Below are 12,731 nucleotides of genomic sequence, written 5' to 3'. Positions count from 1 at the left end.
AAAACCCCGGAAATCCAATCTCCAAGGCCCCGCCGGACCAGCCCGTCGCCGAGCGAGGCGGCGATATACGGCCACCCCTCAAACTCCACAAGCCCTAAGATGACAAAACGACAAACAAACTCAACGAACTCGAGTCCGGCCGGCCCCATTCAGGACACAAACCCTCCTTTTTAATTATAATGTGAGTTCGCGCACCGCCTCCCGCCGCCGAGAGTTGCACACCTGCAGCACAGACCTGCCGGGGTAAATTTTCGCCGCCCAGAGCCAGTTAGGCAGGCTAATCGCGCCCAAATCTCATCGAGGCGCATCGGAATGCATTTTTATTCCACACTTTCGATCTTACGGGTTGCGCCGCAGCATGGAGGGCGTCATAAACACGCCCAGTTGAAAGGTTCTCCCTTGTCCCACCGCGCCGCCACCGCTGCGATCCTGAGCTCCGCGAAAGCGGCTGCGGCTCTGCGCGCGCTGTCGCTGGGCGTACTCCTTCTTTCGGTAATTCTCATTCCGCTCAGCCGAGCGGTGTGGATGCCTGCGACCTGACCTGAACCCAGTCAAAATCGCCCGCTTTCACCCCGCTCCCGACCGGAAGCGGGGTTTTTCATGTGCCCGCACCACCACCGAAAGACAGAAACTTTCAAAACCAAGATGACAAAGCCCGATAACAGCAAAAATCGACCAAACGCCCGCAGTTCTGCGGTTACGGCCGGTCCGAATCGGGCCGCCGCACGCTCCTACCTGCGCGCCGCCGGCATGCAGGACGCCGACTTCGACAAGCCGATGATCGCCATCGTCAACACCTGGTCGACGGTCACGCCCTGCAACATGCATCTGGACCGCCTGGCCAAGGACGTGCGCGCCGGGGTCGTCGCAGCGGGCGGCTATCCGGTCGATTTCAACACCATCGTCGTCACCGACGGCATCTCCATGGGCACGCCCGGGATGAAGGCCTCGTTGATCAGCCGCGAAGTCGTCGCCGATTCGATCGAGCTGGCGGTCGAGGGTCATCAGTTGGACGGCGTCGTCTGCATCGTCGGCTGCGACAAGACCATCCCGGCGGCGGCCATGGCCCTGGCCCGGATGGATATCCCAGGTCTGGTCTACTACGGCGGCACCATCATGCCCGGCCGAATCGGGGAGAAGGAGGTTTCGGTTCAGGAAGTCTTCGAGGCCATCGGCGCGCACGGCGCCGGCGCCCTGGACGACGAAGGCTTGAAAGCCGTCGAGAGCGCCGTCTGCCCCGGCGCGGGCGCCTGCGGCGGCCAGTTCACCGCCAACACCATGGCCATGGCCCTGTCGATGATGGGCATCAGCCCCATGGGCGCCAACGACGTCCCCGCCGTCGATCCGGCCAAGGGCGCCGAGGGCGAGCGCTGCGGCCGTCTGATCGTCGAGCGTGTCTTCGCCGGCGACACGGCGCGCAAGTTCATCACCCGCGCCAGCCTGAAGAACGCCGCCGTCGCCGTCTCGGCCTCGGGCGGATCGACCAACGCGGTCATGCACCTGACGGCCATCGCGGCCGAGGCCGGCGTCGATTTCGGCGTCGAGGACTGCCACCAGGCCTGCATCGAGGCGCCGGTCATCTGCGACCTGAAGCCCGGCGGCCGCTTCCTGGCCTCGCACCTGTACGCAGCGGGCGGCACGCGTCTGGTCGCCCAGCGACTGGCCGAGGCCGGCAAGATCGTCAACACGCCGACCGTCTCCGGCCGCAGCCTGTTCGCCGAGGCCGCCGAGGCCGAAGAACAACCGGGCCAGCAGGTGGTGACCAGTTTCGAAGCCCCGGTCATGGCGCGCGGCTCCTATGCCGTCATCTACGGCGACGTGGCCCCTGAGGGCGCAGTCATCAAACTGACCGGCCACAAGGTCGATCGATTCGAGGGCCCCGCCGCCGTCTTCGACTGCGAGGAGGACGCCTTCCACGCGGTTCAGGACGGTTCAGTCGGCGAAGGCGACGTCATCATCATCCGCTACGAAGGCCCCAAGGGCGGCCCCGGCATGCGCGAGATGCTGCAGGTCACGGCCGCCCTGAAGGGCCGCAAGGTCGAGAACGTCGCCCTGCTGACCGACGGCCGCTTCTCGGGCGCCAGCTACGGCTTCGTCGCCGGCCATGTTTCGCCGGAAGCCGCCGTCGGCGGCCCCATTGCTCTCATTCGCGATGGCGATCCAATCGTCATCGACGTCACCAACCGCCGGATCGATGTGCTCGTCGATCTGGAGGCGCGCCGGGCGGACTTCGCCCCCAACCGGGTCCGTCCGGCGCAAGGCGTTTTCGCGAAGTATCGCGCCGCCGTCGCCTCCGCCTCGCAAGGGGCCGTGACCATTCCCAACCCGCCGCCGGCCCAGATCCCCGCAGATCTGGCGCCCGCCTCCCATTCCAACGCTGCGATCTCCGAGGACGCCTGACCCATGGCTATCACCATCTACACCAATGACGACATCAAGCCCGGCGCCATCGCCGGTCAGCGCATCGCCGTCATCGGCTACGGCTCGCAGGGCCGCGCCCATGCGCAGAACCTGCGCGATTCCGGCCATGACGTGATCGTCGGCGTCCGCGAAGGCGGCACGGGCTGGAAGCATGCGACCGCCGACGGCCTGGCCACGGCAGAGCCCGCCGAGGCGGTCCGCGGCGCGGACATCATCGCCATCCTGACGCCCGACATGATCCAGAACGAGATCTATCGCGACGTCATCGAGCCGAACGCCAAACCGGGCGCCGCCCTGCTGTTCGCCCACGGCTTCTCGATCATCTACGACCGCATCACGCCGCGCGACGACATGGACGTCATCCTGGTCGCGCCCAAGGGTCCGGGCGATCTGGTCCGTCGCGAGTTCGCGCGTGGCCGGGGCGTTCCTTCCCTGTTCGCCATCGAGAAGGACGCGACCGGCAAGGCCCGCGACCGCGCCATGGGCTACGCCAAGGGCATCGGCGGCGCGACCGGCGGCCTGCTGGAGACTAGCTTCCGCGAAGAGACCGAAACCGACCTGTTCGGCGAACAGGCCGTCCTGTGCGGCGGCGCCAAGGAGTTGGTCATCTCGGGCTTCAACACCCTGGTCGAAGCCGGCTACCAGCCCGAGATCGCCTATTTCGAATGCCTGCACGAGCTGAAGCTGATCGTGGACCTTTTCTACGAGGGCGGCATCTCCAAGATGCACCACTTCATCTCTGAAACGGCCAAGTGGGGCGCTGTCGCCTCCGGCCCGCGCGTCGTCACCGACGAGACCCGCGCCCGCATGAAGGAGATCCTGGCCGAGATCCAGGACGGCACTTTCGCCAAGAACTGGATCGCCGAGAACGAGGCCGGCAAGCCGCAATACCAAGCCTGGCTGGACGCCGATCGCCAATCCCACATCGAGCAGACGGGCGCCCGCCTGCGCGAGCGCATGGCCTGGCTGCAGACCCCCAAGTCTGAAGCCGCCTGACCCACACATATTAAAGAGGAAGACCGACCCGATGAGCGCCGCCGCGCCCGCCCTGAAAACCGCCTCCGTCCCGGCGACCGTGCACGACACGGCCACCGGCGCGCGCCTGCTCGTCTCCAGCCTGGAGCGAATGGGCGTGGAGGTGGTCTTCGGCTACCCCGGCGGCGCCATCATGCCGATCTACGACGCCCTGACCGGCACGGGCCTGAAGCACATCCTGGTCCGTCACGAACAAGGCGCGGCCTTCGCCGCCGACGCCTATGCCCGCGCCTCGGGCAAGGTCGGCGTCTGCATGGCCACCTCCGGCCCCGGCGCCACCAACCTGATCACCGGCATCGCCAACGCCATGATGGATTCGGTGCCGATGGTCTGCATCACCGGCAACGTCCCTCAGGGCGTCATGGGCACCGACGCCTTCCAGGAGATCGACATCCTGGGCGTCACCCTGCCGATCGTGAAACACTCTATATTAGTGCGCGACGCGTCGGAGATCCCGGCCGCAGTCGAACAGGCCTTCCACATCGCCGCCTCGGGTCGCCCTGGGCCGGTCCTGGTCGACCTGCCCAAGGACGTTCAATTCGCCGAGACCATCGCCCCATTCGGCTTCAACATCCCCAATGAGATCGTCGAGGTCGATCACGACGCGATCACCGAAGCCGAGCGCTTCATCCGCGCCGCCGAGCGCCCGCTGATCTACATCGGCGGCGGGGTGAAGATCGGCCGCGCTGTTGAGGCCGTCCGCGCCTTCGCCGAGGGCACGGGCATCCCGACCGTCTCGACCCTGAACGCCCTGGGCACGGTTCCGACCGATGCTCCCGGCTATCTGGGCATGCTGGGCATGCATGGCACGCGCGCCGCCAACGAGGCGGTCCAGGCGTCGGACCTGCTGATCGTCCTGGGCGCTCGCTTCGACGACCGCGCCACGGGCAAGTTGGCCGAGTTCGCGCCCCACGCCCGCGTCGTCCACTTCGACATCGACGCCTCCGAGATCGGCAAGCTGCGCGAGACGCACGTCGCGGTCGCCGGCGAACTGAAGCCCGGCGTCGAGGCCCTGACCGCCCGTATGGCCGCCGCCCCTCTGGCCATCGACCCCTGGGTCATCCGCTGCGCCTCCGCAGCCGCCCATCACGCCCCCCGCTATGACGCGCCGGGCGAAGGCGTCTATGCCCCCGCCCTGCTGAAGCAGCTGTCCGAAGCCGCCGGCGACCGCTTCGTCGCCGCCTGCGACGTCGGCCAGCATCAGATGTGGGCCGCCCAACACTGCCGCTTCTCCAAGCCGGAAGCTCACATCACCTCGGGCGGCCTGGGGGCCATGGGCTTCGGCCTGCCCGCCGGTCTGGGCGCCAAGCTGGCCGACCCATCAGCCACGGTCGTCACCATCGCCGGCGACGGCGGCTTCATGATGAACATCCAGGAGTTGGCGACGCTGAAGCGTTACGGCGTCGCCCTGAAGATCGTCCTGCTGGACAACTCATCCCTGGGCCTGGTGCGTCAGTGGCAGGAACTGTTCTTTGAGGAGAACTATTCCGAGGTCGATCTGTCCGACAATCCGGACTTCGTGAAGGTGGCCGAGGCCTTCGGCGTCGAGGCCTTCCGCATCGACCAACGCGATCAGGTCGAGGCCGGCATCGCCCGCCTGCTGGCCGCCGACGGCCCCTGCCTGGCCCACGTGGTCATCAACCCCAAAGAGAACGTCTGGCCCCTGGTTCCGCCGGGCAAGAGCAACGCTGAAATGATGGAAGGCGCATGAGCATGAGCGACACCATTCACATCCAGATCGACCGGGCCGACGGCTCGCTTCAGCGTCTTATCGGCCTGGTGGAACGTCGCGGCTTCCACATCGACGGCATGAGCATGGCCCCAGTTTCTGAAGAAGGGGGCGCCTCGCGCCGCATCGCCCTGACCGTGCGCGGCCGCGACGCCGCGCGCTCCATCGACAACCTGGGCTGCCAGATCGACCGCCTGTTCGGCGTTTCGCGCATCGCGGCCCCCGCCTTCCAGTCCGAGGCCGCGTAATGTCCCGAGTAGAACGAGTATCCAGAACAGCCGAGATCGCGGCGTCCGATCCCAACCGCGTCATCATCTTCGACACCACTCTGCGCGACGGCGAGCAGGCCCCCGGCTTCTCCATGTCGGCCGAGGCCAAGCTGAAGATGGCCCACGTCCTGCGCGACCTGGGCGTGGACGTGATCGAGGCCGGCTTCGCCGCCGCCTCGCCGGGCGACGAGGAATGCATCCGCCGTGTCTGCGGCGAGATCGAGGGACCGGTCTTCGCCTCGCTGTCGCGCGCCAACGAGAAGGACATCGACGCCTCCTTCCGCGCCCTGGCCCCAGCGCCGAAATCGCACCGCCGCTGCCACGTCTTCCTGGCCACCAGCCCGATCCATCGCTCGGCCAAGCTGCGGATGAGCACCAACGAGGTGCTGGCCACGATTTCGCGCACGGTGGAATACGCCGCCTCCATGTTCGACGACGTGGAGTTCTCGGCCGAAGACGCCTTCCGTACCGAGCCGGAGTTCCTGGCGGAGGCCCTGACAGCCGCCGCCGACGCGGGCGCCCAGACGCTGAACGTGCCCGACACCGTCGGCTATGCGACGCCGGAGGAGGCGCGCCAGCGCTTCGCCTATCTGGACGGGATCATCCGCCCACGCCACGCGGACATCATCTTCTCCTCGCACTGCCACAACGACCTGGGCCTGGCCGTCGCCAACTCCCTGGCCGCCGTCGAGGGCGGGGCGCGTCAGATCGAGGGTGCGATCAACGGCATCGGCGAGCGGGCGGGCAACGCCTCGATCGAGGAGGTCATCATGGCCCTGCGCACCCGTGCGGACCGCTATGGCGTCAGCGTATCCGCCGAGAGCCGCCATCTGGTGCGCGCCTCGCAGACTCTGCGCGAAGTGACCGAAACCGTCATTGCCCGCAACAAGGCGATCGTCGGCCTGAACGCCTTCGCCCACGAGGCCGGGATCCACCAGCACGGCATGATGGCCGACAGCCGCACCTACGAGATCATGCGTCCCGAGGACGTCGGGTTCGAGGGCAGCTACTTCGTGCTGGGCAAGCATTCCGGCCGCCACGCGGTCGGCAAGCGGGCCGAAGCCCTGGGCCATGTGCTGGAAGGCCAGCGCCTGGCCGACGTCTTCGCCGGCTTCAAACAACGCGCCGACCAGATCGGCGAAATCAATGACGCGGAGCTGACCGCCATCATCGCAGCTGTGACGGCCGCTGGCGCCTCCGCACAAATGGACAAGACCTATGCAGCCGCTGGCTAAGACCATCTGGATGAATGGCGAACTGACGACGTGGGAAAAGGCCACGGTTCACGTCATGAGCCACGCCCTTCACTACGGCACCTCGGTGTTCGAGGGCATCCGCGTCTACGACACCCCGAACGGTCCGTGCGGCTTCCGCCTGACCGACCATGTGCGTCGCCTGTTCGACAGCGCGCGCATCTATCACTTCCCCATGCCCTTCGCCGAGGACGAACTGGTCCAGGCCTGCAAGGACGTGGTTCGCGCCGAAGGCCTGCGTTCGGCCTATCTGCGCCCGCTGGCCTTCCTGGGCGAGTGCGGCATGGGCGTCAGCCCTTCGCCCGAGGCGATCCGCACCGACGTCATGATCTCGGCCTTCGCCTGGGGCGCCTATCTAGGCGAGGAAGCTCTGGAGAAGGGCGTCGACGCCTGCATCTCCAGCTGGAACCGCGTGGCGCCGAACACTGTCCCGGCAGGCGCCAAGGCAGGCGGCAACTATCTGTCCTCCTATCTGATCGGCCGCGAAGCCCGCGTGCGCGGCTTCGGCGAGGGCATCGCCCTAGGCGCCGACGGCCTGTTGTCCGAGGGCGCGGGCGAGAACCTGTTCATCGTCAAGGACGGAGTGCTGATGACCCCGCCCGCCGCCGCCTCCATCCTACAGGGCATCACCCGCGACAGCGTGATGAAGCTGGCGCGCGGCCTGGGCTATGAGGCGCGCGAACAGGTCCTGCCGCGCGAGGCCCTCTATGTCGCCGACGAGGTCTTCATGACCGGCACGGCGGCCGAGATCACGCCGGTCCGCTCCATCGACGGCATCCCGACGCGCGCCAACGGTCCCGGCCCCGTCACCAAGGCGGTCAACAAGGCCTTCCGCGGCCTGTTCGACGGCACGACGCCCGACCGCTTCGGCTGGCTGGAGCCCATCCACGAGACTGCGACCGCCCCCAGGGAGCGCGTGCATGAGCCAGCCTAGGACTCTGTATGAAAAAGTCTGGGACCGGCACGTCGTCGTGCCGGAAACAGTCGAAACGCCCGGGGTCATGTATGTGGACCTGCACCTGGTCCACGAGGTCACCTCGCCCCAGGCCTTTTCCGAAATCGAGGCGCGCGGACTGAAGGTCCGCCGCCCCGACCGCACCTTCGCCACCCTGGATCACTCCACCCCCACCCTGCCCGTCGGGCCGGATGGTCAACGTCCCTATTTCACGGCCGCCGCCAAGGTCCAGGTCGAGACCCTGGAAGCGAACTGCGCCCGGCACGGCGTCGAATTGGCGGGCTGGGGCTCCGACCAGCGCGGCGTGGTCCATGTCATGGGTCCTGAACTGGGCCTGACCCAGCCGGGCATGACCGTGGTCTGCGGCGACAGCCATACCGCCACCCACGGGGCCTTCGGGGCATTGGCGTTCGGCATCGGCACTTCGGAGGTCGGGCACGTCCTGGCCACCCAGTGCCTGCTGCAGCGTCGCGCCAGGTCCATGCGCGTCACCGTCGACGGCGCCTTGCGTCCCGGCGTATCCGGCAAGGACGTGGCCCTGGCCGTCATCGCCGCCATCGGCTTCGGCGGCGGCACCGGCTACGTCATCGAATACGCCGGCGAAGCCGTGCGGTCGCTGGACATGGAAGGGCGCATGACCCTGTGCAACATGTCCATCGAGGCGGGTGCCCGCGCCGGCATGATCGCTCCGGATCAGACGACCATCGACTGGCTGCGCGGCCGTCGTCACGTCCCCGCCGACTATGAGGTCGCCGCCGCCGGCTGGCTGGACCTGGCCACCGACCCTGGCGCAACCTTCGACAAGGAGGTCGTGCTGGACGGCGGCGCCATCCGGCCCATGGCCACCTGGGGCACCACCCCTGACGCGGGCGCCCCCGTCGGCGCTCCCGTGCCGCAACCGCGCTCGGATTCGGACCGCAAGGCCATCGACTACATGGGCTTCACGGCAGGCGAGGCGACCACTGGACACAAGGTCGACGTGGTCTTCATCGGCAGTTGCACCAATGGCCGCCTGCCCGACCTGCGCGCCGCCGCCGAGGTCCTGCGCGGCCGCAAGGTTCAGCCGGGCGTACGCATGCTGGTCGTCCCCGGCTCCGAGGCCGTCCGTCGTGACGCAGAGGCCGAAGGCCTGGACAAGGTCTTCACCGAAGCCGGCGCCGAATGGCGCATCCCCGGCTGCTCCATGTGTATCGCCATGAACGGCGATTTCGTCGCCCCCGGCCAGTTGGCGGTCTCGACCTCCAACCGCAATTTCGAGGGCCGTCAGGGCAAGGGCGCCCGCACCATCCTGGCCAGTCCGGCGACCGCCGCCGCCAGCGCCGTGGCCGGCGTCCTGACCGACCCGCGCGCCTATCTGTCGGAGGCCACCCATGTCTGAAGCGTTCACAACGCTGACGTCGAAGACCCTGACCCTGAGCCAGGCCAATATCGACACCGACCAGATCATCCCGGCGCGCTTCCTGACCACCACCACGCGCGAAGGCTTGGGGGCCCAAGCCTTCTATGACTGGCGCTATGAAGCCGACGGAACGCCCAAGCCGGAATCCGTGCTGAACCGTATCGATCCTGCCGAGCACCGCATCCTGCTGGCCGGCCCCAACTTCGCCTGCGGCTCGTCGCGCGAGCACGCCCCCTGGGCCCTGCTGGACTACGGCTTCCGGGCGGTGATCTCGACGGAAATCGCCGACATCTTCACCTCCAACGCCCTGAAGAACGGCTTCCTGCCCATCGTCGTCGATCAGGCGACCTGGGACGATCTGGCCGCTCACCCGGAGCAGGCCGTCACCATCGACCTGGAAGCCGGCGAGATTCGGCGCGGCAACGTCGCTCCCGTCCCGTTCAAGGTTGAAGCCTTCGCTCGCCAATGCCTGCTCGACGGCGTCGACACTCTCGGCTGGCTGCAATCCAAGCTGCCCTACATCCAGACCTACGAATGCTTCCGCGAACCGGAGACCGCCGCATGACCGCCCCCCGCACCTTCAACATCGTGGTCCTGCCCGGCGACGGCGTCGGACCGGAAGTCGCCCTGGCCGCCCAGCGCGTCCTGACCAGCATCGGCGACATCTATGGACATCGCTTCGAGTTCGCCGAGCACCTGATCGGCGGCGCCGCCATCGACGCCACGGGCGAAGCCCTGCCCGAAGAAACAAAAGCCGCCTGTCTGGCTTCCGACGCCGTCCTGCTGGGCGCGGTCGGCGGGCCCAAGTGGGACGGAGGCAAGGTTCGTCCGGAACAGGGGCTGCTGGCCATCCGCAAGGCCATGGGCCTGTACGCCAACCTGCGCCCGTTGCAGGTCTCGCCGGTCCTGGCGCACCGCTCGCCGCTGAAGAAGGAGATCGTCGAGGGCGTCGACCTGATCGTCTTCCGCGAACTGACCAGCGGCGTCTATTTCGGCGAGCGCACCCGCACCGAGACCCAGGCCTCGGACCTGTGCGTCTATACGGTCGAGGAGATCGAACGCGTCGCCCGCGCCGCCTTCCAGGCCGCCGGCCAGCGACGCGGCAAGGTCACCTCGGTCGACAAGGCCAATGTCATGGAGACCAGTCGTCTATGGCGCGAGGTCGTGACCCGCATCCACGCCGAGGAATATCCGCAGATCACTCTGGAGCACGCCCTGGTCGACTCCATGGCCATGCACCTGATCCGCAAGCCGCGCGACTATGACGTCATCCTGACCGAGAACATGTTCGGCGACATCCTGTCGGACGAGATTTCGGTTCTGGGCGGCTCCATCGGCCTTCTGCCCTCAGCCTCTCTGGGCGCCGACGGCCCCGGCCTGTTCGAGCCGATCCACGGCTCGGCGCCGGATATCGCCGGCCGGGACCTGGCCAACCCGGTCGGCATGGTGCTGTCGGCGGCCATGATGCTGCGCCACAGCTTCGAACTGGAAGACGAGGCGGATTCGATCGAGGCCGCCGTGGCCGCGGTCCTGGCCTCGGGCGCCGTCACCGCCGATTTGGGCGGGGCCCTGGGCACGGTCGCAGCCACCCGCGCCATCGTCGACGCCATCCGCGCCATCCACTGGGCGGCGGCGCGCCACGTGCCGATGCACTGGGCCTGAGCCAAAACCGGAGAAATGAAGAAGGGCGGATCATTCGATCCGCCCTTTTTTATCAATCGTCGACCAATCCCTGAAGCGCCACGGCCATCCGCCGGGCCATCTCCGTCTTCTGTTCCTCGTCGAGAGAGGCGTAGCCGTCCGACAGTTCGCGGCCGATCGCCATTCCCATGATCAGGCCCGCCGCCAGACGCGCCCGGACCGGGGCGTTCTTTCCCCCGATCCATTGGGTCAGGGGATCGAAGAAGCGGCTGTTGGAGGTCCGCTGCACCACGTCCATCGCCTTGGTCGAACCGACCGAACGCAGCAGGATCAACAGACCCCGCATCTTAGCGCCCGCACCCTCGTCCTGACACGGCATGACCTCGCCGTAGATGATTTCCCGGGCCAGTCGCTCGCCGAAATCCTCACGCGAGCCGTCCATCAGATCCCGCCCGTTCTTGCAGCTGTCCAGGACGGCGACGAACAGGTCTTCCTTGGAGCCGAAGTAGCGACTGATCAGCGCAGCATCGACGCCGACGTCGCGCGCGATGTCGCGCATGCCGACGTCGTCATAGCTCTCGGAACAAAAGCGCTCGCGCGCCGCTTCCAGAATAGCTTGACGGGTAGCGTTTGCGTTACGCGGTCGGGGGGCGTCGCAAATGACCAATTAACCGCACTCCAAATAAACCTTACGGGCCATATGGCTTTGTCATCAGACGTTGACAAGCGCAAGCCTCATCGTCTTAAAGTCACCAATCGTTGACTGGGCGTATCCTCCCCCATGCCTTGTCGCGGCAATTCAAGCTACCTCCCAAGGAGAACGCGCCAATGCGCACGGTGAAGATCGCGGCCGCGTCCGTACTGATGACGGCCGCCCTCTATGGCTGTTCCAAGGGAGGCGAAGCCCCCGCACCCCAGGCTCCGCCGGTCACGGTGGCCACGCCCCTGGCCCGTCAGGTCGTCGACTGGGACGAGGTCACGGGTCGCTTCGAGGCCACGCGCTCGGTCGACGTGCGCGCCCGCGTCGGCGGCTACATCCAGGCTGTCCACTTCAAGGACGGCGACTTCGTCCGTCAGGGCCAACTGCTGTTCACCCTTGACCCGCGTCCGGCCCAGGCCGCCCTCACCTCGGCCCAGGCCCAACTCGCCCAGGCCCAGGCCCAGCTGACCCTGGCCCGCACCGAGTTCACCCGCGCCGAAGGCCTGCTGACTTCGCAGGCCGTGTCCCAGGCTGAAGTCGATTCGAAGCGCGGCGCCGTGGCCCAGGCCCAGGCCGCCGTCTCGGCCGCCAACGCCGCCATCCGCGCCCGCCAGTTGGACGTCGAGTTCACCCGCGTCACGGCTCCGATCGCCGGTCGCGTCTCGGATCGTCGCGTGGATCCGGGCAATCTGGTCGGCGGCGGCTCCTCGGCCGGCGACGTCCTGACTTCCATCGTCTCGTCCTCGCCGATCTACTTCGTCTTCGACGGCTCCGAAGCCCTGGCGCTGAAGTATCAGCGCGACGCCCGTTCGGGCGGCGCGGCTCCGATCCGCATCCGTCTGCAGGACGAGACCAGCTATGACCGCACGGGCACGCTGGACTTCACCGACAACGCCATCGATCCGGCCTCGGGCACCATCCGCCTGCGCGCCGTGGTCGCCAACGGCGACGGCTTCCTGAAGCCCGGCATGTTCGGCCAGGCCCAACTGGCCGGCGCCGGCGCCTATCAGGCCCTGCTGGTGCCCGACGCCGCCATCTCGACCGACGCCGCGCGCCGCGTGGTCATCGTCGTCAAGCCCGACGGCACGACCGAGCCCCGCGCCGTCCAGACCGGTCCCCTGGTCGACGGCTTGCGCGTCATTCGTTCCGGCCTGAAGCCGACCGACCGCGTCATCATCGCCGGCGGTCAGCGTATCCAGATGCCGGGCATGAAGGTCACGCCGAAGAACGGAACCATCGCCCCCGTCGCCCCGCAAGCGGGCGGCGCTCCCGTCACACAGGCGGCGCCGGCCTCCAGCGCCTCCTTCGCCAACGCGGGCTGATCCCCTA

Annotated in this window: 11 protein-coding genes; 10 read left to right on the top strand and 1 reads right to left on the bottom strand. The window is 67.5% G+C overall.

What is annotated here, in order from left to right:
- Window positions 1-645: 645 nt before the first annotated feature.
- From ilvD to leuB, 9 genes are all read left to right on the top strand, one after another.
- Window positions 646-2,400, top strand: coding sequence for a dihydroxy-acid dehydratase (gene ilvD, locus ABIE19_RS17440; protein WP_435521160.1), 1,755 nt, complete (start codon window positions 646-648; stop codon window positions 2,398-2,400).
- Window positions 2,401-2,403: 3 nt separating this feature from the next.
- On the top strand, window positions 2,404-3,417 hold the full coding sequence (ilvC, locus tag ABIE19_RS17435; RefSeq protein WP_354090520.1) for a ketol-acid reductoisomerase: 1,014 nt from the start codon (window positions 2,404-2,406) through the stop codon (window positions 3,415-3,417).
- A 130-nt stretch (window positions 3,418-3,547) separates the two neighbouring features.
- Window positions 3,548-5,167: an acetolactate synthase 2 catalytic subunit gene (gene ilvG / locus ABIE19_RS17430; RefSeq protein WP_435521162.1), complete on the top strand. Its 1,620-nt coding sequence runs from the start codon at window positions 3,548-3,550 to the stop codon at window positions 5,165-5,167.
- A 2-nt stretch (window positions 5,168-5,169) separates the two neighbouring features.
- Window positions 5,170-5,433: an ACT domain-containing protein gene (locus tag ABIE19_RS17425; RefSeq protein ID WP_354090517.1), complete on the top strand. Its 264-nt coding sequence runs from the start codon at window positions 5,170-5,172 to the stop codon at window positions 5,431-5,433.
- Entirely contained in the window at window positions 5,433-6,689 is a 1,257-nt protein-coding gene (locus tag ABIE19_RS17420; protein ID WP_354090516.1) for a 2-isopropylmalate synthase, read from the top strand. The genes ABIE19_RS17425 and ABIE19_RS17420 overlap by 1 nt, the downstream gene beginning before the upstream one ends.
- Window positions 6,673-7,641, top strand: a complete 969-nt coding sequence (locus ABIE19_RS17415) for a branched-chain amino acid transaminase (RefSeq protein WP_354090515.1) — start codon at window positions 6,673-6,675, stop codon at window positions 7,639-7,641. Before ABIE19_RS17420 ends, ABIE19_RS17415 begins: the two co-directional genes overlap by 17 nt.
- Window positions 7,628-9,040: a 3-isopropylmalate dehydratase large subunit gene (gene leuC / locus ABIE19_RS17410; protein ID WP_354090514.1), complete on the top strand. Its 1,413-nt coding sequence runs from the start codon at window positions 7,628-7,630 to the stop codon at window positions 9,038-9,040. The genes ABIE19_RS17415 and leuC overlap by 14 nt, the downstream gene beginning before the upstream one ends.
- Window positions 9,033-9,626 carry a 3-isopropylmalate dehydratase small subunit gene (gene leuD / locus ABIE19_RS17405; RefSeq protein WP_354090513.1) on the top strand — a complete coding sequence of 198 codons (594 nt, stop codon included), beginning with the start codon at window positions 9,033-9,035 and terminating at the stop codon, window positions 9,624-9,626. The genes leuC and leuD overlap by 8 nt, the downstream gene beginning before the upstream one ends.
- Window positions 9,623-10,723, top strand: coding sequence for a 3-isopropylmalate dehydrogenase (gene leuB / locus ABIE19_RS17400; protein WP_354090512.1), 1,101 nt, complete (start codon window positions 9,623-9,625; stop codon window positions 10,721-10,723). The genes leuD and leuB overlap by 4 nt, the downstream gene beginning before the upstream one ends.
- 52 nt (window positions 10,724-10,775) lie before the next feature.
- Here the strand turns inward: leuB and ABIE19_RS17395 are convergent, their stop codons facing one another.
- Window positions 10,776-11,369: a TetR/AcrR family transcriptional regulator gene (locus tag ABIE19_RS17395; RefSeq protein WP_354090510.1), complete on the bottom strand. Its 594-nt coding sequence runs from the start codon at window positions 11,367-11,369 to the stop codon at window positions 10,776-10,778.
- Window positions 11,370-11,530: 161 nt separating this feature from the next.
- On the opposite strand from ABIE19_RS17395, the gene ABIE19_RS17390 reads away from it, so the two are divergent.
- Window positions 11,531-12,724, top strand: a complete 1,194-nt coding sequence (locus ABIE19_RS17390; RefSeq protein ID WP_354090509.1) for an efflux RND transporter periplasmic adaptor subunit — start codon at window positions 11,531-11,533, stop codon at window positions 12,722-12,724.
- Window positions 12,725-12,731: the final 7 nt, after the last annotated feature.

The sequence above is a fragment of the Brevundimonas faecalis genome, from assembly GCF_040549405.1.
Lineage (GTDB): Bacteria > Pseudomonadota > Alphaproteobacteria > Caulobacterales > Caulobacteraceae > Brevundimonas > Brevundimonas faecalis.
Note: the sequence above shows the minus strand (reverse complement) of the source record. Positions and strands in the feature narration are given on the sequence as shown.

Bases quoted from the DNA above. Each gene is read 5' to 3' on its own strand.
- ilvD (WP_435521160.1), top strand. From the start codon at position 646: ATGACAAAGCCCGATAACAGCAAAAATCGACCAAACGCCCGCAGTTCT.
- ilvC (WP_354090520.1), top strand. From the start codon at position 2,404: ATGGCTATCACCATCTACACCAATGACGACATCAAGCCCGGCGCCATC.
- ilvG (WP_435521162.1), top strand. From the start codon at position 3,548: ATGGGCGTGGAGGTGGTCTTCGGCTACCCCGGCGGCGCCATCATGCCG.
- ABIE19_RS17425 (WP_354090517.1), top strand. From the start codon at position 5,170: ATGAGCGACACCATTCACATCCAGATCGACCGGGCCGACGGCTCGCTT.
- ABIE19_RS17420 (WP_354090516.1), top strand. From the start codon at position 5,433: ATGTCCCGAGTAGAACGAGTATCCAGAACAGCCGAGATCGCGGCGTCC.
- ABIE19_RS17415 (WP_354090515.1), top strand. From the start codon at position 6,673: ATGCAGCCGCTGGCTAAGACCATCTGGATGAATGGCGAACTGACGACG.
- leuC (WP_354090514.1), top strand. From the start codon at position 7,628: ATGAGCCAGCCTAGGACTCTGTATGAAAAAGTCTGGGACCGGCACGTC.
- leuD (WP_354090513.1), top strand. From the start codon at position 9,033: ATGTCTGAAGCGTTCACAACGCTGACGTCGAAGACCCTGACCCTGAGC.
- leuB (WP_354090512.1), top strand. From the start codon at position 9,623: ATGACCGCCCCCCGCACCTTCAACATCGTGGTCCTGCCCGGCGACGGC.
- ABIE19_RS17390 (WP_354090509.1), top strand. From the start codon at position 11,531: ATGCGCACGGTGAAGATCGCGGCCGCGTCCGTACTGATGACGGCCGCC.